Raw genomic sequence first — 18,265 nt, forward strand, 5'->3', positions numbered from 1 at the left:
AGGAAGAGGTGATCCCCATGACATTACAGCAGGAGATCATTGCAAAGCTTGGTGTGAAGCCCGAGATTGACGTCGATGTGGAAATTCGCAAGCGGGTTGATTTTTTGAAGGAATATGTTGTGAAGGCGAATGTAGAGGGTCTGCTGATAGCCATCAGCGGCGGAATTGACAGTGCGGTGGCGACAGGCCTTTGCAAAATGGCGACCGATGAACTGACAGCGGAGAAGGGCCGTGAATATAAGACGGTCGGTGTATTCCAGCCATACGGCGAGCAGGCGGACATTGCGGACAGCTATGCTACAGCGGAAGCGTTCCAGCTGAAGTACCGGATTGAGACGAACATCGAGGAAGCGGTGAACGAAATCGCGCTTGAAGCGGAGCATGGACTGAAGTCGATTGGAGTTCACAAGCACCTGAGCCGCGGCGGCAAAGGAAACGTGAAAGCCAGAACCCGGATGGTCATGCAGTATGCCTTAGCCTTCGAGTTGAACCTGCTCGTTGTGGGTACGGATCATGCCTCCGAGGCGATTACCGGCTTCTTCACGAAATACGGTGACGGCGCCGTAGACATCACGCCGCTGAGCTCGCTGAATAAGCGTCAGGTTAGACAGCTGGCGTCGAAGCTGGGTGTTCCGCAGAGCGTGCTCGATAAGGCCCCGACGGCAGGCCTCTGGGAAGGCCAGACGGACGAGCAGGAGCTCGGCATTACGTACGGCGACAACAGCGATTATCTCGAGGGCAAGCAGATTTCGGCGGAAGCCCAAGCGAAGCTGGAGAAGCAGTACTTGCGAACAGAGCATAAGCGCGCTCCGATTCCTGGAATTTAACGATATGCGACAAAACCATCAATGCCGAGGGTCGCCTCATAAAGCGCGTTGATGGTTTTTTCATTGCGCTATCGTTTACACTCGGGAAAAAGGTAGACTGCCTGTCCGTCGGTGACTGTGATATGATATAACCAAGGATAACAGTTCAACGAGCGGGGGAGACATACGATGTCTAAGTCTGAGGTCAGCGCGATTCAAGTGAAGATCAACAGCTTGAAGAATGCCTTAACAGCCTCTGAGAGCAAGGTAGCGGAGTTTATCCGGGACCGGTTCGAGCAGGTCATTTATTTATCGGTAACCGACCTGGCGGAGCAAGCGGATGTAGGTGAAACGACGGTGCTCCGCTTTTGCCGGAAGCTCGGGTATAAAGGATATCAGGAATTTAAATTGGCTCTCGCACAAAATCATGCGGTAGCTTCCTCCTCAATAGTTGGTGGCTTCGACGAGAACGACGAAATTCAAGCTATTATGCAGAAGGCGACCTCGGCGAATATAAAGGCGCGCAGGAGACGATGACACTGCTTGATTCCAAGAAGGTAGAGGAAGTGGCGATCCTTTTGCTGAGCGCAAGACGAATTCACTTCTATGGCGTGGGAGTGTCGGGAATCACGGCGGTTGATGCCAAGAGCAAATTTCTCCGTATCGGGATCGCAACGGAAGCGGTCACAGACTCCCATCTGCAGGCAATGTCAGCGACTACGCTGGGGGAAATGGATGTGGCGATTGGACTTACCGTCTCCGGCAAAGCACTAAGGATACCATTGATGCGCTTCGCATCGCCAAGGAGAATGGAGCCGGCACAGTAGCAATTACCCAGTTCGCAAAGTCGCCGATTACGAAAACAGCGGATCATATTTTGCTGACTGCGGGAAAGGAGCTTCCTTTTGACGGGGGCTCGGTTGCGGGTAAAATGGCGTACCGCTCGTCATCGATATCCTGTTCTCCGTCATTGCGACCCGGATTAAGGAGAAAGCGCTTGACTGTATAAGGAGAAAACGGCTAAAGCCGTGGTGGTGGAAGATCTATTAAGGGATTTTATCCCTATGGCTCAGGGGTTTGCGGCTGTGTTGGTGGCTTATCCCCACTGCTCAGGTAGGGTGAGCTCATGAGGCTGGGAGAACTCTCTGGGGTTGCCTATAGACCTCGGAGGAAGGAGGCGGCATATGATCATCGGTGTGGGGACCGATTTACTGGAGATTGAGCGCATTCGGCGTATATTGAACAGCTCGGCAGGAGACCGTTTCCTCGAGCGGGTGTTGACTCCGCCGGAGCGGGAGCTGGCGGTGAAGCGGCGGGGCCGGCTGGCGGAGTTTCTGGCAGGCCGGTTCGGCGCTAAGGAAGCGCTGGTGAAGGCGCTGGGTCGCGGTATCGGCAAGGAGGTCGGCTTCCAGGACCTCTCCCGTCGCGCCGGATGCCAAGGGGAAGCCCACAGCGCTCTCGCTGAGGCCGCCTGGCAGAGAATCGGCCTGTCGCCGGCGCGGTGACGCCGCACGTCAGCATCACGCACAGCGAGAGCATGGCCATGGCCTACGCCATTGCCGAGCGACCGCATAATTAAAGGAAAGGCAGTCCATACTATGGTTACCTTTGTCGAAAGTTCCAGTCCGTAACAGGAGGTGCCCGCCATGTACGATCCCCATGATGAGAGCGTATGTCCGCAATGTGGCTATCGTCTCTGCAAAGGAAGGAAACGTATGACAGCTTCGAGACGGAAGAGATGGAGCCTTTGGATTGCCCCAGCGCCGGCGCGCAAGCCCTTCGGCTTTTTTTACTCGGAATAAACGCGAAAACCGTCCCTGCCATGTTTTGTTGCAGGGACGGTTTTCCTTTAATATCTTTTAAAGTGCGAAAGCGAAATTTTGCAAAAGTGCAGAAATTTAAGACCCCAATCCAAGTGCGCATGAGATTTGTGATAAAACGCATCTTTCAATACGCACAGTGGCTGAAAATGGGCTAGCGACCTGGAAATTTTGCATATTCGCAGAAATCTGTTCAGTTTTGATAGGCAATCAGGAAAAAAGTTGTATTTTTGCAGAAATGTCGCCACTCAGTACATCTGTGCCACCGGCAAATGTTATTTCTTCTCCGCCAGCCAAGCGGCCAGCGCTTCTGCTTCCTCCGGCTTCAGCTTCCCGCCGAATCCCGGCATTCCATTGCCGCCTTGATTGATCTGCTTTGCAATCTGCTCTTTGTTCATTCGAGATCCAACCTTCTGCAGGTTCGTGTTCGGTCCGATCTTCCCTTCCAGACTCCCACCGTGGCAGGAGAGACAATTTTTGGTATAGATCGTTTGAATCTCATCGGAGGCCCCGGCCATCGCCTGCTCCTTGGTCATGCCCGCCGCCGCTCTTCCCTCCGCCGCCGAAAGGCTCGGGACTGTTTTGCGTTCCGCTGACCGGACATGAGCACCGCCACCACCATAGCCAGCGATAACAACCCTGTCATTCGTTTCATTGCATCGTACGCCTCCTGTTCCATACTGAAATCATCCATCCGACGGCCAGCAGGCTGAGTCCTCCGAAGCCTCCGACCAGCGACGAGCTATAGCCCAGATAATAAAATGCGGCACAGGCCGTCACAGCAAACATCCATAAGCTGAGCCAGAATAGCGGCGGCCCGAGCCGGGGAGAGGCCAGCGCGAACCCAAAGGAGAGCGCGAAGCCTTGAAGCACGGGCCAGAAGAACCATGTAACGGCTCCGACTCGTTGCAGTACTATGAGTCCGCCGATCCCTATCATGAGCGGCACCAGCCATGCGATCCCATCCCGGGCCACGGCGGCCGCCGCAGACCGACGGGCTCCCAGAACGATCGTTACCGCTACGGCCGTCCACAACACCACAGCTTGATACAAGCTGACATCCCGCCACTGGCCCATAAATTCCACGATGGCCGCCACAATCCACTGCCCCCCACACATACAAAAATGCATAAGGCCGCCGCGACCTCGCGGGACTCCTTAAGCCGCGGTACCCTACTTGTGCCTCCGGAAGCGCCTCTGCGCCGGGAAGCCGCGGTTTCCGTCATAACGCCTTTCACCACACCATCCACCTGTTTTCCCCAGCGTACACTTTTCCCAAAATGAAGTCAAACCGTCAGCGAAACGGGGCAAACCGATGCTTTTTCGCATATTCCCGAGGCGATTGTCCGGTCACCTTCTTGAAAATGCGGCTGAAATAAAACTCATCCGTATAGCCTACACTGCCTGCAATCGATTTCAAACGATAGTCGGACAGCACCAATAGCTCCTTCGCACGGTCCACGCGCAGATGGGTCAAATAGTCGATGGGGCTGTAGCCGATATATTTTTTGAACAGACGGGAGTAGTGGCTCACACTGAGCCCGGCCATTTGGGCGAGGCTCTCCAGGGTCAGAGACTCTTGATAATGCTGAGCCATATAATCCTGGGTCAGCTCGATGGTCGCTGTCGTATCGCCGGCGATTTTCTGCGTCCGGAAGTCCTGGATCAAGGCCAGCAGAAATTCATGCAAAGCAAAATATTGCGCCGCATCGCCGTCATATGCCCGCGCCGCTTCCACAGCGTATCCATCTGCTCGAACAAATAGATCAGCTGAGGCGCATTCGTTACCGTGTACATGCCTTCCAGCGGGAATCCCGTCTCGGCGGCACTGCGATAAATCCACTGTTCCTTCTCCTCGTAACATTCCGTATAATGAAATCGTAGAAAGTAATATTCCAGGGGCTGTTCCGGGTCCGTCTTTCGTTCGACCTTCATACCCGGAGCGAAGCAGAACAGCTTGCCCGGCTCCGCCGGATAATGTGTGCCGCCGATGGTGAAGGTGCCCTTGCCTTTGACGACGAGCCAGATGGAGTGATGCCGAATCTCTCGGGGCTTATGGTACCAGTGAGGCTCGCATTTCTGGTGTCCGACCATCAGGATGGATATTACCAGCTTATTCAGACGGGAAGCGAGTTCTCCGGGAGTCAGCATGTTCATCGTCCTTTCACGGCGTTTATTCACTACATTATACCCCGATCCAATACCTAAGAGAAGGAGACAACATGTATCCAGCAGAGCAAAAATCTTACTTTAGCCGCGAGCTGTTAGCCTGGTACCGTCAAAGCAAGCGGGACCTGCCGTGGCGTCGCGACCGAAACCCTTATCACATTTGGGTATCGGAAATTATGTCAGCAAACAAACGAGAGTCGAAACGGTCAAGCCGTATTTTCATAGATTCATAGAAAAGTTCCCTACCATTGAAGCGCTGGCCGAGGCACCGGAAGAAGAGGTGTTGAAGTGCTGGGAGGGGCTCGGTTATTACTCGCGGGCCAGGAATCTTCAGACGGCCGTTCGGGAGGTTCAGGAGCGGTATGGCGGCGTCGTGCCGGATACGAAGGAGGGAGTCTCCTCGCTCAGAGGCGTCGGTCCGTACACGGCCGGAGCCATTCTGAGCATCGCGTATAACAAGCCTGAGCCGGCGGTAGACGGGAACGTCATGCGGGTGCTTTCCCGTTACTTTCTGATCGAAGAGGATATTATGAAAGGCGACACGCGTGTTCTTATGGAAAAGCTGGCGCAGGAGCTCATCCCCGAGGGGCCGCCGGCGATTTCAACCAAGCGCTCATGGAGCTGGGCGCTATGGTCTGCACTCCGCGCTCGCCGCACTGCCTCACCTGCCCGGTGCTCGCCCACTGCGCCGGCCGTGAGGCCGGCATGGAGGAGGCGCCGCCGGTCAAGAAGAAGGCGAAGCCCCCGCGCCCCGAGCGGCGCCTCGCGCGCTCGTCGAAGGCACGCGCGAGCACGCCGGGCGCGTGCTCATCCGCCAGCGCCCGGCCGAAGGCCTGCTGGCGCGCATGTGGGAGTCGCCGCACACCGCGGCCCCCGCTGACTCGTCAGCGGGCACCGCGCCTGCGGCGGCGAGCCTTCCGGCCGCCCATGCGGTGCTGGGCGGCCATTTGGCCGCGGACGGCATCGGCGTCCGCCCGGCGGCGTGGCTCATGCACGCGGAGCACACCTTCAGCCATATCCATTGGGATATGGAGGTGTATGTGTGCCATGCGGAGCCATCGCCCGTGCCGGGTCTGGAGCCGCCCTTGCCGGCGGCGTACCGCTGGATCGCGGAGGAGGAGATGGAACAGTACCCGTTCCCTAACGTCTTCCTGCGGATCCTGAGGGAATACTTCCGTCAGCGGCAGAGCGACCATGCATGACATTCAGGCGATAGTCCTTGACCTTGACGGCACGTTGCTGAACTCGCAGAAGCAGGTCTCCGCTCGCAATAGAGCGGCCGTCTTGGCCTGTCGTGCACAGGGGATACACGTTATCCTGGCTACGGCTAGACCGCCTCGATCGGTCCGCATGCGCCGCCGGAGGAGCCGCTGGAGCTCGGCTGGCTGATCTGCTACAATGGCGCTCTCATGCTTCACAACGCACAGGGGGTGGCGGCGCATCATCAGGCGCGCCCCAGAGCTTATTCTCGATATTCGTCACCACGCAAGCGGCTCCGCCCCCGACGCTTATGTATGCTTCGAGATCGATGACGAGCTCTACAGCGACCGGCGGCTCGATCACTCGGATGTAACCGTGCTTGGCATCCCGCCCGGCCTGCCGCTCCCTGAACCGCTTACGCAGGCGCGGTGCAGGGGCGCGCGCGTATCCAAGTCGCTCTCTCCGGGCCGCGAGGGGCTGTACGATAGCCTCCAAGCCAACTTCGGCGACCGTCTGCAGATTGTGCAGACCGACCGGGGGCGACTCCTTCAGGTGATGGCGGCGGGAGTGTCGAAGGCGAGTGCACTGCAGAAGGCGGCAGAGCGACTTCACATTCCAATCGAACGGATCATGGCCTTCGGAGACGACTTCAACGATCTCAGTCTGTTCGAGCCCGGCGGCGCGGCTGGCCTGTCGCGATGGGCAACGCCATTGCCGAGCTTCATGATCGCGCACGACTTGTAACAGAGCATCACGATCAGGACGGCGTAGCCATCATCCTGGAGCAAGTGCTGGCCGCCAGGATCGCACGAACTCAATAAAAACACAAAAAGAGGTGTGTCCCTTAGCTGAGGGAGCATACCTCTTTTCCTTTCCGTTCTGCCAAGACAGAATTAGTAAATCATCTTCTTCAGCCCGTCCAGATTTTTTACAAAAATAAACTTCTTCTCGATCGTAATCGTGTCGTCCTCCTGCGGCTCCTGCAAAGACACCTTCGTCACCGATTCCCGCACCGTACCGACCATGTTGGCCAGTTTGCTGATGGGTCAGCTTCATGTTGATTAAGATGCCGTTCGGCTTCACGATACCGTACTCCTCCGACAGGCGATAAATCGTTTTGATGGTCCGTGTCCGTACATCCAGAAACGTTAAATCATAAATTTGCTCATTGGCCTTCCATGACCGTTCCATCGTAACCTCAAGCGACTTAAGGCTGATGGTTGGGTTCCGTTCCATGAACTGGTAGAACTCGGACCGGACCAGTGTGTAGATCGAGCTGAGCTCAAGTGTCTCGGCTGTGGCGGAGCGGGTGAGTCCCTTTTGCATCAGCGACATTTCCCCAAAAAAATCGCCGTCACGGAACAGGGAGAGGATGATCTCCTTGGCGTTATCGATCCGATAAATTTTGACGACACCGCTCTGAATCAGAAAAAACTCTTCTCCTGTATCGCCCTCGAAGAACAGAATCGTCCCCTTCTTATATTTCCGTTCGACAAACAAGGGGGCGATGGTCTCAAGCTCCGGGACGGTTAAATCTTGGAACAAAGGAACATTTTTTAATAAAGGGATTAACTTGCTCATGGAACACATCACTCTTTTCCGATCATGTATTTCGCAAGCGTGTCAATGGACCAGCGCATCTTCTCCGACTCGGAAAATCATGATGTGCAGATGGCGGGACAAGTCTATTTCGTAAGGATGCTTCAGATCCTCTCCGCTTGGAGAGGTCAGCACTCGAACCACGGGACGCCGCTTATAAGAATTATTGATGCGGGAGACCAAGCCGCTTTCCCCCGTGCTTAGCCGTACGCTTAACCCGACGGGTATATCGCGACCTTGTTGCGGAAGCCTTCCACCTTACACTTATCATACAACGTTCCGGCTCCGGCGAAAAGCATTTCTAATGCATAATCGGGAGGAATTGCAGACCGATAAGGACGCGGGTTGATCATGGCGTCATAGGCGTCGAGCAAGCCGACCCATTGGGCGAACGAATGAATCTTTGCTTCCGGATAGACCGGAGGGGTATCCTCCTCCGCTAAACTTCTCATGATGCTGTAACGCACAGTGTGCGACCAGCAAGGGCATGCCGGGGAGTTCCTTGAGAATCTTGTAGCCGTACTCGGTGTGCTTCTGAATTTCGCTGTACTCTTGCGGTGAGAGAGAGGAGTCCTTCTGCGGCGACTTAGGGGATATTAGCGAATTGCCGATATCGTGAAACATACCGCCTAATGCGATGGCGTAGAGATCATCTTTGGTGAACCGCTCCGTCAGGCCGAGCCGGGTGCATAGACACAAACGTTCACGGCATTTTGCGTAAAATGTTCCATCGGCGAATGGCTTCTTCGGTTGAGGTCCATCAGCACGATCGTATCGTCGTTCGGTCGGGAGCTTGCATGCACGTCATCCAGTATCCCCTGGACCGATTGGGTTGCCGCTTTAGCAAACATCAGCTTCTCTGTGTTGCTTAACTCGCCCCCAGCTTGCTCATCATCGTTTGAAAAATGCGGAGCAGGTTCCCGCGAACCAAGGTACGGGTTTCCTCCCGCATGACGGGTCCTCGATCCGGATATCGTCTGTTCTAGGGTCTTCAATGTATAGCTGATGAAAGCCCATTTGTCTCAGCCGGGTAAGAACTCCTTGGGTTAGCTCGACATGGTACCCGAGAAGCGTCTTTCCTTCCTCCGTGACGATAGGCTTCCCGAGGCGCATGCCAGGTTGTATGAAGGATATGGGAAGTAGTCTCATGAATGGATCACCCTTATTTTGTAGCTTAGAATCAGGTCGCACTACGGCAGGTCGTCGTAGCATCCATTATTTCACAGGCGGTCAAAATAATCTGTGGCGTTTGCAACAAAAATGAGAAAAAGACATGGGTTTTTACCGGATTCCCTAATTCTACCATGTAAAAAGTCCTTGAATTCCTTTAAAACCAAACTGTTACAAGAGTCTTTATTGGTATTCTGTATGGATAAAAAGACCTGAATGGCGTACTAAGGAACCTATAGTTTCCCATTTGTACCCCGATAGCGGGCTATTATTGAATGTTGAATATGAAATTAATTTTTGGTGATGGGCAATATCCGCTTTTTAGGATGAAGAAGTGAATTGGTGATTTACTTACATGGTTTGCCTGGGCTACTGTTAGTTTGTCGAAAGCGACGGACTTGAACAGGAAATCCAGAAAGGGGATATTTCTAAATGAGAACAACCACAAAGAAATCGTTAGCTCTCTCCCTTGCTGTAGTAATGACAGGAAGCTTGGTGGCCGGATGTACAGGCAAGGATGCGGCACCTGCCCAGTCTGCAGAAGGAAGCAAAACTCCAACAAAACCAATCACTTTGACGTACTGGACAGATTTAACGAGCAATGCGGCGGCAAGCGTCACCAGCCTGGGACAGGTTGAAATGTACAAAGAGCTTGAGAAGCGCACGGGAGTGAAGGTGAATTTCAAGCACCCGGTCGCGGGTCAGGTCGCTGAGCAATTCGGATTGCTGGTAGCCTCCAATGATTTGACGGACGTAATCGAGTACGGGTGGGTTAACTATCCCGGTGGCCCGAACAAAGCGATCGAGGATGGAATCATCATCAAGCTTAATGATCTGATCGACAAGCATGCTCCTAATCTCAAAAAGATTCTGGACAGCCATCCTGAGGTGAAGAAGCAAATCAGCACGGATAACGGAAATATTTATGCTTTTCCTTCACTTAACATTCAGAAGAACCGGGTTTTCGGCGGCATCATGGTGCGGAAGGACTGGTTGGATGAGCTTGGACTTGCCCAGCCGGAAACGATCGACGACTGGGAGAAGGTATTAAAGGCATTCAAGGAGAAGAAGGGCGCCACCACTCCATTCACCTTGACCAAAGGACATATAGGCGGGATCCCGGGCTTCTTGGAAGCCTTCGGAGTGAACAACGACTTTTATGTCGATAACGGCGTCGTCAAGTATGGTCCGTATGAGCCGGCCTATCAGCAGTTTCTGACGCTGTTCAGCAAATGGTACAAAGAGGGATTGATCGACAAGGATTTCGCTACCAATGACACTAAAGCGTTCGATTCCAAGGTGACAACGGAGAAAGCGGGAGCCTTCCCAGGTTATATCGGAAGCAGTATGGGCAAGTTTATTCCGGCATTGAAGGGGAAATCCGAACGTCAACCTGGTGATGGTCCAGTACCCGGTAGCCGTCAAGGGCAGTACACCCAAGTTTATTCCACGAGATTGGGAGTATAACGCCTTTGGAGCCGCCGCCATTTCCACATCCAATAAGCATCCGGAGGAAACGGTGAAGTGGCTGGACTATCTCTACGGCGACGAAGGGCATATGCTCAAAAATTTCGGCGTTGAGGGTCTAACTTATAAAATGGAAAACGGGTATCCGAAATATACGGATCTCATTATGAAAAATCCCGATAAGCTGTCGATTGGGGAAGCGATGGGCAAATACTTTAGGGCGAACTATCCGAGCCCTGGATTGGCCGACGATCGGTACCTTGAGCAATATTACGATTTCCCTCAGCAGAAGGAGGCACTGACCACCTTGTCCAAGTACGCGGACAATGCGGTAAAGGTTCTGATGCCTCCCGCTACAAACACGCCGGAGGAGGCAGAGCTGACTTTCCAAAATTATGGCGGAGGTCAAGACTTATCAGAGCGAAATGCTGTTTAAGTTTATTATGGGAGTAGAGCCGGTCGAGAACTTCGATAAATACAGGGAGCGACTGAAGAAGATGAATATTGAAAAGGCGATCAGCATGAAGCAGGCCGCGCTGGACCGCTATAACAAGAGATAGAGCAGAAACCTAAAAGGGAGGTGGATTCCTCCCTTTTTCCATCCGAAAAAGAGGGAGGAAAATCTGACATGCGGCATATCGAACCGGCGTCGGGCTCTGCGAACGTTTCCGCGAAATCGAGTATTACCGGCGGCTTCCGAAGGACGGTAGCTAAAGATTTTGTTCGCAACAAATACATTTACATGATGGTCGTGCCCGTCGTGATCTATTACATCATTATGCATTACATGCCGATGTACGGGGCGGTAATCGCTTTTAAGCAATTCAACATCGCTAAGGGGATTTGGAATTCGCCCTGGGTTGGCTTCAAGCATTTCCAGGAGTTTTTTGAAAGCTATTATTTCTGGAGAGTTGTAAGGAACACGTTGCTGATTAACTTTTACGGCCTGATTTTTGGATTTCCGGCTCCTATTATTCTGGCATTGCTATTGAACGAAATCCGCGCCGCTTTATTCAAAAGAGTGATTCAAACGGCAACGTATTTGCCTCACTTTATTTCGCTCATCGTCATTTGCGGAATGATTATCGATTTCGTAGGCAGAGAGGGTCTAATTAACGATATCATCGTATGGTTTGGCGGCGAGAGGTCTTCGTCGCTGCTGTCCGAAGCAGGCAACTTTCGAACGATTTTTATTGCGTCGGGAGTTTGGCAGGAGATCGGCTGGGGCTCCATCATCTATTTGGTCGCGCTCAGCGGCATTAACCCTGAATTGTATGAGGCCTCCAAAGTGGACGGTGCGGGCCGGTGGCGGCAATTGTTTCACATCACGATACCGGGCATCACGCCGATTATTCTTATTTTGCTCATATTGAAAATCGGACACATGATGGACGTAGGCTTCGAGAAAATCATTTTGCTTTACAATCCCACTACGTTTGAAACGGCGGATGTCATTTCGTCTTACGTGTACCGCAAGGGCTTAAGCGGCGGCTATGAATACAGCTCCAGCTCGGCCATCGGACTGTTTCAATCCCTCATTAATTTCAGCTTGCTGATCACGGCCAACTGGTTGACCAAAAGAATGAACGGTTCCGGCTTATGGTAGAGAGGAGGGCGACCTATGTTTGCAAAAAAAGGCTATGGGGAATATCTCTTTGATATCCTAAACACCTTTGCTCATGTGTTTGTTAATTGTCGTCACCCTATATCCGTTCCTGTACGTTTTTGCCGCTTCCTTAAGCGACTCGAATAGGCTATTGAGCCATACGGGAATGTTACTGCTTCCCGTGGGATTTTCCTTGGATGCCTATCAGCTCGTCGCAAAATCCGAATATCTTGACCGGGTACGCCAATACATTACTCATTGTTACGGTCGGTACGTGCTTAAACATCTTTATGACATCGCTCGGAGCTTATGCCTTATCCAGGAAGCAGGTGCTGTGGAGCACGCCGATCATGTTTATGATCGTATTCACCACCATGTTTTTCAGCGGCGGTTTGATTCCGACCTATCTGCTTGTTTACAAAACCTTAAACCTTGGCAATACCTTGCTGGCGCTCATCATTCCGGGATTGATATCTACCTGGAACTTGATTGTAATGCGGACTTCCTTCGCGCGATCCCGGAGGGGCTCATTGAATCCGCGAAGATGGACGGGGCCTCCGATTTCGGCGTCCTGTTCCGGATTGTGCTTCCGTTATCGATGCCGGTGATCTCCGTGATGATCCTGTTCTACGGAGTAGGACATTGGAATTCATGGTTTCCCGCAATGATTTATTTGAGAGAACGAGAATTGTTCCCCTTATGACTGATTTTGCGGGAAATTCTCGTTACTAACAGCACGGAGAGCATGATGACCAACATGGGGGATGCCGATAAGCATACCATTGGCGAAAGCATCAAATATGCGACGATTATGGTAGCGACATTACCGATCCTGATCGTGTACCCTTTCCTGCAAAAATATTTTGCCAAAGGTGTGATGATCGGCGCCATCAAAGAATAGCTTGGACGTCTGGATGACTAGTGATAGTATGATGATGTAGCTTGAAATTCAGCTAATGGAGAGTGTGATGGACTTGAAGCAATCGTTACGCCGGTTCCCCAAACAGCGTCTTTTCATTTCATGGATGAGCTCGTACGCCTTCATCCTGGCTATTCCCATGATCATCAGCATCCTTGTCTATTTTCAATCCGGACGTATCATAGAAAATGAGATTAATCGCGCCAATACGGCATTGTTGAAGCAGGTTCAGCAGGTGATGGACAGCCGGATCAAGGAAGTCGAGCGATTCAGCATGCGGCTTGCTTTTAATCCGCAAATCAATGGGCTTATGTATGTTAACGGGGAAATGTCTGATTTTCACCGGTATTCGATGATGCTTGACTATTAAATGACTTTAAACTTTATAAAACGGTTAACCCGTTTATCTATGACTTTTATTTATTTTTGCCGAATTCCGGCATTATTCTTAATAGCTTCACGAAGTATGATGATGCAAAGCTATTTTTCGAATCGTATGAAGGCTTTCATGGGATGAATTATGCGGAATGGCTGAAACTGATGAACCAAAAAAAGCGTGGTGACTATATGGTATTGGATCGGCAGAGCCTTGGAGAGGAGTCCCGTAAAATCATAGCGTTCGCCCGCTCGCTTCCCTTGGAGGAGCCTAACCGTTCCTATGCCAAAGTCGTGATCATGCTGGATGAAAGGCTGTTTCGTCAGGAAGTGGAGCGGGTGCAGTGGGTTAACCAGGGCATCGTCTTTATGATCGACGAGAATGATCAAGTCCTGGCATCAAGCTCCAGCGGGCCTTCTTATCAGGATCTTGTGGCGTACAGCCGGCTGAACGATTCCGAGAATATCCTAAGCACCGAAGCAAACGGGGAATCCGTTACCATATCGTATGTTTCATCGGAAGTGAACAAATGGAAATACGTGTCGGTCTTTGCCTTCCTCTATCTTTTTGGAAAAAGCGCAGTACATCCGTAATCTGACGTTGATTAGTCTGGCGATTTGTTTGATTGGCGGCGGTGTACTGGCCTATTATTTTGCGAGAAAAAACTATAATCCTGTTAATGAGCTAGTGGAGCTATTGTCCGAGAAAGCCAAGATTTCCTTTGAGACAACGAAGCATGAATATGAGTTTATCAAGGGAATCGTATACCACACCTTTGACGAGAAGGAAGAAATCAACCGCAGGCTGGAGCAAACAAAATTCGGCCATGAGAGCCAATTTTGTGGAAAGGTCGCTTAAGGGGAGATTGGAGAGAAACTTCCCGCTTGACGACGCGCTGACTTCCTATCACATGAGCTTCGCTTCCGATCGCTTTGCCGTCCTCCTTTTTTATATTGAGGATTACAGCGGTTTATTCAAGGACTCCTCCGAGCAGGATTTGGAGCAGAAGCTGAAGTTTGTGCATCTCATAATTAAGAATATTGTGGAGGAGCTGGCCGGACAGCGGCACAGCAATGGATTTGTCGAAGAAGTGGACGGCATGATGGCTTGTCTGATCAGCTTTCACGGGGATGCCGGCGACACGAAGGCTTTAACGAACGACATACTGGAGGAAGCCAAAAAGTACATCCAAGACCGGTTTCATATCCGATTCACGGTTGCGGTGAGCGGGACCCACCAAGGCATCGTTGGAATAGCCGCCGCCTATCAGGAAGCGGTTGAAGCGATAGAATACAAGCTGGTGAGGGGCTCCAGCCAAATCATTTATTATGAGGATATAGCGGTTCCACCGCAGGAGCAGAAGTTTTTTTATCCCATAGGACTGGAGCGGCTGACTAATCAACTTTATTAAAGCCGGGCAATTCGATAATGCCGAACAGGCCGTACAAGACATCTTTGATAAAAATTTTTCGAGGGGACCGGTTTCCACGGATCTGGCCAAATGCCTGATGTTCACGATGATCGGCACGATGCTGAAAACATTGGACGACATCGCCATCTCCGAACAAACGTTTATGGATAAGTCTATGACCGATGAGCAGACTCTTCGGGCGCGAAAGCGTGCCGGAGATGAAGTCCGTTATGATCGACATATTAGGTCAAGTTTGCAGTTATATCGATGCGAATAAAAAGAGTCATAATACCGATTTAAGGGATCTCGTGCAGGAGTATATTGCGGAGCGCTACCAGGATGTGAATATAAGCATCTCGTCCGTTGCGGAGCATTTCGGCCTTCATTCGTCGTATTTATCCAAGTTTTATAAGGAACAAACGGGAGAGTCCATGCTGGACGCGATCAATAGAACAAGACTTCAGAAAGCGAAGACGCTTCTGAGCGAAAGCGACAGTATCGGGGATGCGGCCGTTAAGGTTGGCTTCTATAACAGCAATGCCTTTATCCGCGTTTTTAAGAAGTATGAAGGCATCACTCCAGGTCAATTCAAATCGACGCTATAAATCGTGCAAAGCTACGCCTGAAGCAGAAAAGACACTTGCCGCCCGGCAAGTGTCTCTTTTCTGTGTAGCTCATTCTTCTTTAGCCCATTCCTCTTTGCTGTTTGATCTTTCCCGGCGCTTGATTGCAAGCGCAGGAGGAGGCGGGGGTAAACGATCTCCCGGTCGAACCGGATGGGAGCTTAGAGCCTTCAAATTTTGCGCTTGGAAGCTGTGGAGGAAAAGAATGCTCCGGTATCGTGATCTCGACGGATGGACCCGTTAAGGTTTCGAGGGCGTCATTCTTCATGGCTTCCACCTTAAATAGATAGGTGCCAGGCAGTAATCCGTCAACCTCGTAGCCATAGGCAGATCCATAAACAGCGAAATCTGCTGTAGTCGCGGAATAGACCTGAGAATAAACGCTTTCGCCAACCGATTTTTTATAGATTGAATAGCCAACCGGTGCTTTACCGGCGTCTGCCGGCGTCCAAGTTAACAGCACCTTACTGCGGCTGATTGCTTCTGCTTGCAAGACAGCGTGTTCAGGCCACTGTATCTGCGGTTCCGGCTCGCTTAACTGGTAACTGACCACTTGTAAATAAGGGATTGTATCCGCAGGAGTATTCTCCCGGCTTTTTACACCGACATAATTCCCTGCCCCCAGCTGGCTTAGAGCTATGCTAATCCGTTGATCGCCCGCAAATTCGGTTCGGGTGAAGCCCGTAACGTCAAAGGCGCGTGGCGACCAGGCATTGTCGATCAGGCTAGAAGCCAGCGCCTCTGTTCCGACGGCAGGCTTATTGTTCCAGGTCATTCCGCCCTCGCCCTGTTCGATCCAGGAGTCGTCCTGCACCTCATACACTCCGACTTCCTTGACTCCGCTGTTGGTCGCGGCGGATACGTAGAGAGAGGAGGAATGAATTTCGTTTCCGCTCACGCCGGCAAGCTGGAAGCGCAGATAAGCCTCTTTGCGTAGGATAGCCGGAAGCCGTATTGTTGACGTCAAGTCGCGGTTTCGTACCGAAATTGGTATCGGCATATGCGTCCTTGCGCACATAAGTATCCGCTTCGGGAATCAGCTTCGTTACAAAAGGTCCCGCCTGCGGGACTATGATCTCGATGGACGCTGATTTGCTCTTTCCGTTCATGACAGCCGTTGCGGCAACTGTCGATTTTCCCGGCTTCAAGGCAGTAACCGTACCCGAACCATTCACTGTAAGCACGTCGGGTCTGTCGCTTGTATAGGAGACGGACGATTCGGGGAATTGCACAGGGCTCCCGTCATCCATGCTTCCTTCCGACCGGAGCGTTTGCGATTGCCCGGCGCTCATAAATACGGAATCGGCAGTTAAGGTAAAGGACGACCATTCATTCTCCAACCGGTAGGATTGCACCAGCAAGTAAGGTCTTTCGGACGGACGTTCTTTACTGTAGATGGAAATGTACAAGCCTGCGCCCTCCTGCCGCATAGTAAAGCCCGCCTTCCGTTCACCGTTCATCTGCTCTTGAACATAAGAGGTGACATCGAGCTCATGCCATGTAAAACCTGGCGCTATCAATTTCGATGCAAGAAAACGGTCTGGAGCAGGCTTATTATTCCAAGTGATGCTCGGTTCCTCCCAGCCGCCGGGGGCATGCGAATACAATTTATTTTCCTTCTCGCCGCCCCTGCTGTCCGTATTCGAGGCATACAGCATTAGCTTGGCTGAATGCGACGTTCCTGTCAAAGAGCTCAAATCAAATTTGAAATACGACTCGCGAGTATTGTGCTTGAGCTTGTCACGGCTAATGTGGTTGCACTGCCATAATTCGTATTCGGGCGCCGCTCGCCACATACGCATCTGCCAAGATAGGCACTTCGCTCGTTTCGAGACCATGAATTGCAGAAATAACTTCGATCGAAGCTGTGCGAGTTACGCCGTTAAGCGTCACGGTCGCCGTAATACGGCTTATGCCGGCGGATAGGGCTTGAACATTGCCCTCATGGTCAACCGATAGAACGGAAGGATATTCACTGCTGTAGGTGACGGACGCTTGCGATAGATCGGTCGCCGATCCGTCCTCCAGCTTACCGCTTAGCTCCACTTGGGCGTATGCTCCAACCTTTAGCACGTTCGGTTCCAGTGACAGCTCGATCTGATGAAGTCGCGGGCCTATAAAGGAGTACGCTTCTACCTCTAAGCGGGGGCGGAGAGCTCGCGTCGGCATACTCTTTGCTTCGTATGTTTGTGTACAAGCCCGATTCGCTTTGAAGCACAACGAAGCCGGCTTGCTCCTTTTTATCGAATTGAGAATATACATAATCGGTTACATCGAGACCTGCCCATTGATTGCTTGGAGTGGCCTCGAAGGAGCCGAGCTTGATGCCGATCGGCGGCTTGCTGTTCCAAGTGATCCCGCCGGTTCCCGATTCGATCCAGCCGTTCTGCGTAACCTGGTGAACATGGTTCACCTTTGTTCCCCCTTGCTGTCGGTTACGGCCGCATTAAGCTTCAACGAAGCATGATCGATCTCGCGAGGCAAGGCGGAGAGATCGAACCTTAGGTAGCTCTGGCGGGCGTTTCCGTAATTTACAGCTAAGCTTGGGGACTGGCCGTAATTGATCGTTGGATTCCCGCTCTCAACGTAAGCATCGGCCGCGGGTAACAGCGTCAGATAAGGATTCAGTGCATTCGGGTCGATGGAGAGTCTGATCGTATGAGTGCGTCCTCGCGAGCTGTCGGCGACTACCATAATCTTGATATTCGGCGACGTATTCAGAACAGTAACGGTTGGATCCTTGCTGATGATGCTGACGCCGACCTTGCTCAGCTCCAGTACGATATATTCGCTCGTTTGGGTTGGATCGGAGATGGATACGGTAAGCTCGTCGCCGCTTTCCTTCACCAGCACAGAGGCAGGCTGATAGCTCTTGATGTACCCCGCTCGTCCCGGTCGCCAGAAGTTAGCCCCGATGATGCCTAGCGAACGGTGTTTAACCGCCTGAACGTTAGCAGAGTTGCTCAAAATCTCCACCGCAGGGTTCGCGCTGTATGCCGCCGTTTGAGCGGCATCCTTGTTCGGCAAAGAGGACATAGGAATAGTCTGACTGATTTGGATTGATGCCGTGATCCAGCCATAGATTCACATAATGGTTTG

30 protein-coding genes and 3 pseudogenes are annotated in these 18,265 nt (G+C 52.0%); 19 read left to right on the forward strand and 14 right to left on the reverse strand.

All coding sequences use genetic code 11. From position 1 onward, the window contains the following. Positions 1-17 precede the first annotated feature (17 nt). The 5 genes from nadE (at position 18) to acpS (ending at position 2,311) form a co-directional block, all read left to right on the forward strand. Positions 18-827, forward strand: coding sequence for an ammonia-dependent NAD(+) synthetase (gene nadE / locus RAC89_RS14030; protein WP_306614184.1), 810 nt, complete (start codon positions 18-20; stop codon positions 825-827). A 168-nt stretch (positions 828-995) separates the two neighbouring features. Further along, positions 996-1,343, forward strand: coding sequence for a MurR/RpiR family transcriptional regulator (locus RAC89_RS14035; protein ID WP_306614185.1), 348 nt, complete (start codon positions 996-998; stop codon positions 1,341-1,343). Next, positions 1,340-1,633, forward strand: a complete 294-nt coding sequence (locus RAC89_RS14040) for an SIS domain-containing protein (RefSeq protein ID WP_306614187.1) — start codon at positions 1,340-1,342, stop codon at positions 1,631-1,633. The genes RAC89_RS14035 and RAC89_RS14040 overlap by 4 nt, the downstream gene beginning before the upstream one ends. Continuing rightward, entirely contained in the window at positions 1,603-1,815 is a 213-nt protein-coding gene (locus tag RAC89_RS14045) for a hypothetical protein (RefSeq protein ID WP_306616097.1), read from the forward strand. Before RAC89_RS14040 ends, RAC89_RS14045 begins: the two co-directional genes overlap by 31 nt. Positions 1,816-1,990: 175 nt before the next feature. Beyond that, complete coding sequence (gene acpS / locus RAC89_RS14050; protein WP_306614188.1) at positions 1,991-2,311, forward strand: holo-ACP synthase; 321 nt, start codon at positions 1,991-1,993, stop codon at positions 2,309-2,311. A gap of 590 nt (positions 2,312-2,901) precedes the next feature. Here the strand turns inward: acpS and RAC89_RS14055 are convergent. The 5 genes from RAC89_RS14055 to RAC89_RS14075 all read right to left on the reverse strand — a co-directional run bounded on the left by RAC89_RS14055 (position 2,902) and on the right by RAC89_RS14075 (position 4,807). Continuing rightward, a complete protein-coding gene (locus RAC89_RS14055) occupies positions 2,902-3,162 on the reverse strand; it encodes a c-type cytochrome (protein ID WP_306614189.1) in 261 nt (86 codons plus the stop codon). Then, positions 3,159-3,281, reverse strand: a complete 123-nt coding sequence (locus RAC89_RS14060) for a hypothetical protein (protein WP_306614190.1) — start codon at positions 3,279-3,281, stop codon at positions 3,159-3,161. Before RAC89_RS14060 ends, RAC89_RS14055 begins: the two co-directional genes overlap by 4 nt. Further along, positions 3,278-3,724, reverse strand: coding sequence for a hypothetical protein (locus RAC89_RS14065; RefSeq protein ID WP_306614191.1), 447 nt, complete (start codon positions 3,722-3,724; stop codon positions 3,278-3,280). Before RAC89_RS14065 ends, RAC89_RS14060 begins: the two co-directional genes overlap by 4 nt. Before the next feature lie 196 nt (positions 3,725-3,920). Beyond that, entirely contained in the window at positions 3,921-4,316 is a 396-nt protein-coding gene (locus RAC89_RS14070; protein WP_306614192.1) for an AraC family transcriptional regulator, read from the reverse strand. After that, a complete protein-coding gene (locus tag RAC89_RS14075) occupies positions 4,292-4,807 on the reverse strand; it encodes an AraC family ligand binding domain-containing protein (protein WP_306614193.1) in 516 nt (171 codons plus the stop codon). Before RAC89_RS14075 ends, RAC89_RS14070 begins: the two co-directional genes overlap by 25 nt. A gap of 41 nt (positions 4,808-4,848) precedes the next feature. On the opposite strand from RAC89_RS14075, the pseudogene mutY reads away from it, so the two are divergent. The 4 genes and pseudogenes from mutY (at position 4,849) to RAC89_RS31710 (ending at position 6,816) form a co-directional block, all read left to right on the forward strand. Then, positions 4,849-5,997: pseudogene (mutY, locus tag RAC89_RS14080) on the forward strand (A/G-specific adenine glycosylase). Then, on the forward strand, positions 5,990-6,184 hold the full coding sequence (locus RAC89_RS31705; RefSeq protein WP_373429934.1) for an HAD hydrolase family protein: 195 nt from the start codon (positions 5,990-5,992) through the stop codon (positions 6,182-6,184). Before mutY ends, RAC89_RS31705 begins: the two are co-directional and overlap by 8 nt. Positions 6,185-6,193: 9 nt before the next feature. Beyond that, on the forward strand, positions 6,194-6,739 hold the full coding sequence (locus RAC89_RS14085) for an HAD family hydrolase (protein WP_306614194.1): 546 nt from the start codon (positions 6,194-6,196) through the stop codon (positions 6,737-6,739). Continuing rightward, positions 6,694-6,816: a hypothetical protein gene (locus RAC89_RS31710; RefSeq protein ID WP_373429935.1), complete on the forward strand. Its 123-nt coding sequence runs from the start codon at positions 6,694-6,696 to the stop codon at positions 6,814-6,816. The genes RAC89_RS14085 and RAC89_RS31710 overlap by 46 nt, the downstream gene beginning before the upstream one ends. Here the strand turns inward: RAC89_RS31710 and RAC89_RS14090 are convergent. The 5 genes from RAC89_RS14090 to RAC89_RS14105 are packed head-to-tail and all read right to left on the reverse strand — an operon-like array spanning position 6,770 to position 8,589. Beyond that, on the reverse strand, positions 6,770-7,576 hold the full coding sequence (locus RAC89_RS14090) for a Crp/Fnr family transcriptional regulator (RefSeq protein ID WP_306614195.1): 807 nt from the start codon (positions 7,574-7,576) through the stop codon (positions 6,770-6,772). The two genes, RAC89_RS31710 and RAC89_RS14090, sit on opposite strands and share 47 nt — an antisense overlap. A gap of 42 nt (positions 7,577-7,618) precedes the next feature. Continuing rightward, complete coding sequence (locus tag RAC89_RS14095) at positions 7,619-7,777, reverse strand: hypothetical protein (RefSeq protein WP_306614196.1); 159 nt, start codon at positions 7,775-7,777, stop codon at positions 7,619-7,621. Positions 7,778-7,806: 29 nt separating this feature from the next. Further along, positions 7,807-8,046, reverse strand: a complete 240-nt coding sequence (locus RAC89_RS14100; RefSeq protein ID WP_306614198.1) for an HD-GYP domain-containing protein — start codon at positions 8,044-8,046, stop codon at positions 7,807-7,809. Next, the gene (locus RAC89_RS31715) at positions 7,952-8,293 is read right to left on the reverse strand and encodes an HD-GYP domain-containing protein (RefSeq protein WP_373429936.1); all 342 of its coding nucleotides are present in this window, start codon (positions 8,291-8,293) and stop codon (positions 7,952-7,954) included. Before RAC89_RS31715 ends, RAC89_RS14100 begins: the two co-directional genes overlap by 95 nt. Continuing rightward, positions 8,266-8,589, reverse strand: a complete 324-nt coding sequence (locus tag RAC89_RS14105) for a hypothetical protein (protein WP_306614199.1) — start codon at positions 8,587-8,589, stop codon at positions 8,266-8,268. The genes RAC89_RS31715 and RAC89_RS14105 overlap by 28 nt, the downstream gene beginning before the upstream one ends. A 607-nt stretch (positions 8,590-9,196) precedes the next feature. Here RAC89_RS14105 and RAC89_RS14110 point away from each other — a divergent pair. The 10 genes and pseudogenes from RAC89_RS14110 to RAC89_RS14155 all read left to right on the forward strand — a co-directional run bounded on the left by RAC89_RS14110 (position 9,197) and on the right by RAC89_RS14155 (position 15,148). After that, the gene (locus RAC89_RS14110; RefSeq protein WP_306614200.1) at positions 9,197-10,231 is read left to right on the forward strand and encodes a type 2 periplasmic-binding domain-containing protein; all 1,035 of its coding nucleotides are present in this window, start codon (positions 9,197-9,199) and stop codon (positions 10,229-10,231) included. Beyond that, entirely contained in the window at positions 10,164-10,667 is a 504-nt protein-coding gene (locus RAC89_RS14115) for a type 2 periplasmic-binding domain-containing protein (protein WP_306614202.1), read from the forward strand. The genes RAC89_RS14110 and RAC89_RS14115 overlap by 68 nt, the downstream gene beginning before the upstream one ends. Beyond that, positions 10,657-10,791, forward strand: coding sequence for a hypothetical protein (locus RAC89_RS14120; RefSeq protein WP_306614203.1), 135 nt, complete (start codon positions 10,657-10,659; stop codon positions 10,789-10,791). Before RAC89_RS14115 ends, RAC89_RS14120 begins: the two co-directional genes overlap by 11 nt. 68 nt (positions 10,792-10,859) lie before the next feature. Further along, entirely contained in the window at positions 10,860-11,837 is a 978-nt protein-coding gene (locus RAC89_RS14125) for an ABC transporter permease (RefSeq protein ID WP_306614204.1), read from the forward strand. A gap of 15 nt (positions 11,838-11,852) precedes the next feature. Further along, a pseudogene (locus RAC89_RS14130) lies at positions 11,853-12,738 on the forward strand (carbohydrate ABC transporter permease). A 55-nt stretch (positions 12,739-12,793) separates the two neighbouring features. Next, the gene (locus tag RAC89_RS14135) at positions 12,794-13,126 is read left to right on the forward strand and encodes a hypothetical protein (protein ID WP_306614205.1); all 333 of its coding nucleotides are present in this window, start codon (positions 12,794-12,796) and stop codon (positions 13,124-13,126) included. Positions 13,127-13,296: 170 nt separating this feature from the next. Further along, entirely contained in the window at positions 13,297-13,725 is a 429-nt protein-coding gene (locus tag RAC89_RS14140; protein WP_306614206.1) for a hypothetical protein, read from the forward strand. A 7-nt stretch (positions 13,726-13,732) separates the two neighbouring features. Further along, on the forward strand, positions 13,733-13,990 hold the full coding sequence (locus RAC89_RS14145) for a hypothetical protein (protein WP_306614207.1): 258 nt from the start codon (positions 13,733-13,735) through the stop codon (positions 13,988-13,990). 7 nt (positions 13,991-13,997) lie between these two features. Then, entirely contained in the window at positions 13,998-14,543 is a 546-nt protein-coding gene (locus tag RAC89_RS14150) for a hypothetical protein (protein ID WP_306614208.1), read from the forward strand. 182 nt (positions 14,544-14,725) lie between these two features. Next, complete coding sequence (locus tag RAC89_RS14155; RefSeq protein ID WP_306614209.1) at positions 14,726-15,148, forward strand: helix-turn-helix transcriptional regulator; 423 nt, start codon at positions 14,726-14,728, stop codon at positions 15,146-15,148. A 79-nt stretch (positions 15,149-15,227) separates the two neighbouring features. Here the strand turns inward: RAC89_RS14155 and RAC89_RS14160 are convergent, their stop codons facing one another. From RAC89_RS14160 to RAC89_RS31855, 4 genes and pseudogenes are all read right to left on the reverse strand, one after another. Further along, positions 15,228-16,064, reverse strand: coding sequence for a fibronectin type III domain-containing protein (locus RAC89_RS14160; RefSeq protein WP_306614210.1), 837 nt, complete (start codon positions 16,062-16,064; stop codon positions 15,228-15,230). Further along, positions 15,982-16,968, reverse strand: a complete 987-nt coding sequence (locus tag RAC89_RS14165; RefSeq protein WP_306614211.1) for a CBM96 family carbohydrate-binding protein — start codon at positions 16,966-16,968, stop codon at positions 15,982-15,984. Before RAC89_RS14165 ends, RAC89_RS14160 begins: the two co-directional genes overlap by 83 nt. Further along, entirely contained in the window at positions 16,913-17,212 is a 300-nt protein-coding gene (locus tag RAC89_RS14170) for an Ig-like domain-containing protein (RefSeq protein WP_306614212.1), read from the reverse strand. The genes RAC89_RS14165 and RAC89_RS14170 overlap by 56 nt, the downstream gene beginning before the upstream one ends. Beyond that, positions 17,196-18,127 (reverse strand): annotated as a pseudogene (locus tag RAC89_RS31855) (CBM96 family carbohydrate-binding protein); the annotation flags it as partial. The pseudogene RAC89_RS31855 and the gene RAC89_RS14170, both read right to left, overlap by 17 nt. Positions 18,128-18,265: the final 138 nt, after the last annotated feature.

The organism is Paenibacillus sp. GD4, from assembly GCF_030846225.1.
GTDB lineage: Bacteria > Bacillota > Bacilli > Paenibacillales > NBRC-103111 > Paenibacillus_G > Paenibacillus_G silviterrae.

Coding starts and splice junctions, on each gene's coding strand:
- acpS (WP_306614188.1), top strand. CDS start 1,991: ATGATCATCGGTGTGGGGACCGATTTACTGGAGATTGAGCGCATTCGG.
- RAC89_RS14100 (WP_306614198.1), bottom strand. CDS start 8,046: ATGAGAAGTTTAGCGGAGGAGGATACCCCTCCGGTCTATCCGGAAGCA.
- RAC89_RS31705 (WP_373429934.1), top strand. CDS start 5,990: ATGCATGACATTCAGGCGATAGTCCTTGACCTTGACGGCACGTTGCTG.
- RAC89_RS31710 (WP_373429935.1), top strand. CDS start 6,694: ATGGGCAACGCCATTGCCGAGCTTCATGATCGCGCACGACTTGTAACA.
- nadE (WP_306614184.1), top strand. CDS start 18: ATGACATTACAGCAGGAGATCATTGCAAAGCTTGGTGTGAAGCCCGAG.
- RAC89_RS14125 (WP_306614204.1), top strand. CDS start 10,860: ATGCGGCATATCGAACCGGCGTCGGGCTCTGCGAACGTTTCCGCGAAA.
- RAC89_RS14035 (WP_306614185.1), top strand. CDS start 996: ATGTCTAAGTCTGAGGTCAGCGCGATTCAAGTGAAGATCAACAGCTTG.
- RAC89_RS14155 (WP_306614209.1), top strand. CDS start 14,726: ATGAGCAGACTCTTCGGGCGCGAAAGCGTGCCGGAGATGAAGTCCGTT.
- RAC89_RS14040 (WP_306614187.1), top strand. CDS start 1,340: ATGACACTGCTTGATTCCAAGAAGGTAGAGGAAGTGGCGATCCTTTTG.
- RAC89_RS14055 (WP_306614189.1), bottom strand. CDS start 3,162: ATGACCAAGGAGCAGGCGATGGCCGGGGCCTCCGATGAGATTCAAACG.
- RAC89_RS14115 (WP_306614202.1), top strand. CDS start 10,164: ATGGTCCAGTACCCGGTAGCCGTCAAGGGCAGTACACCCAAGTTTATT.
- RAC89_RS14110 (WP_306614200.1), top strand. CDS start 9,197: ATGAGAACAACCACAAAGAAATCGTTAGCTCTCTCCCTTGCTGTAGTA.
- RAC89_RS14120 (WP_306614203.1), top strand. CDS start 10,657: ATGCTGTTTAAGTTTATTATGGGAGTAGAGCCGGTCGAGAACTTCGAT.
- RAC89_RS14090 (WP_306614195.1), bottom strand. CDS start 7,576: ATGAGCAAGTTAATCCCTTTATTAAAAAATGTTCCTTTGTTCCAAGAT.
- RAC89_RS14165 (WP_306614211.1), bottom strand. CDS start 16,968: ATGCGTATGTGGCGAGCGGCGCCCGAATACGAATTATGGCAGTGCAAC.
- RAC89_RS14135 (WP_306614205.1), top strand. CDS start 12,794: ATGGAGAGTGTGATGGACTTGAAGCAATCGTTACGCCGGTTCCCCAAA.
- RAC89_RS14060 (WP_306614190.1), bottom strand. CDS start 3,281: ATGAAACGAATGACAGGGTTGTTATCGCTGGCTATGGTGGTGGCGGTG.
- RAC89_RS14085 (WP_306614194.1), top strand. CDS start 6,194: ATGGCGCTCTCATGCTTCACAACGCACAGGGGGTGGCGGCGCATCATC.
- RAC89_RS14140 (WP_306614206.1), top strand. CDS start 13,297: ATGAACCAAAAAAAGCGTGGTGACTATATGGTATTGGATCGGCAGAGC.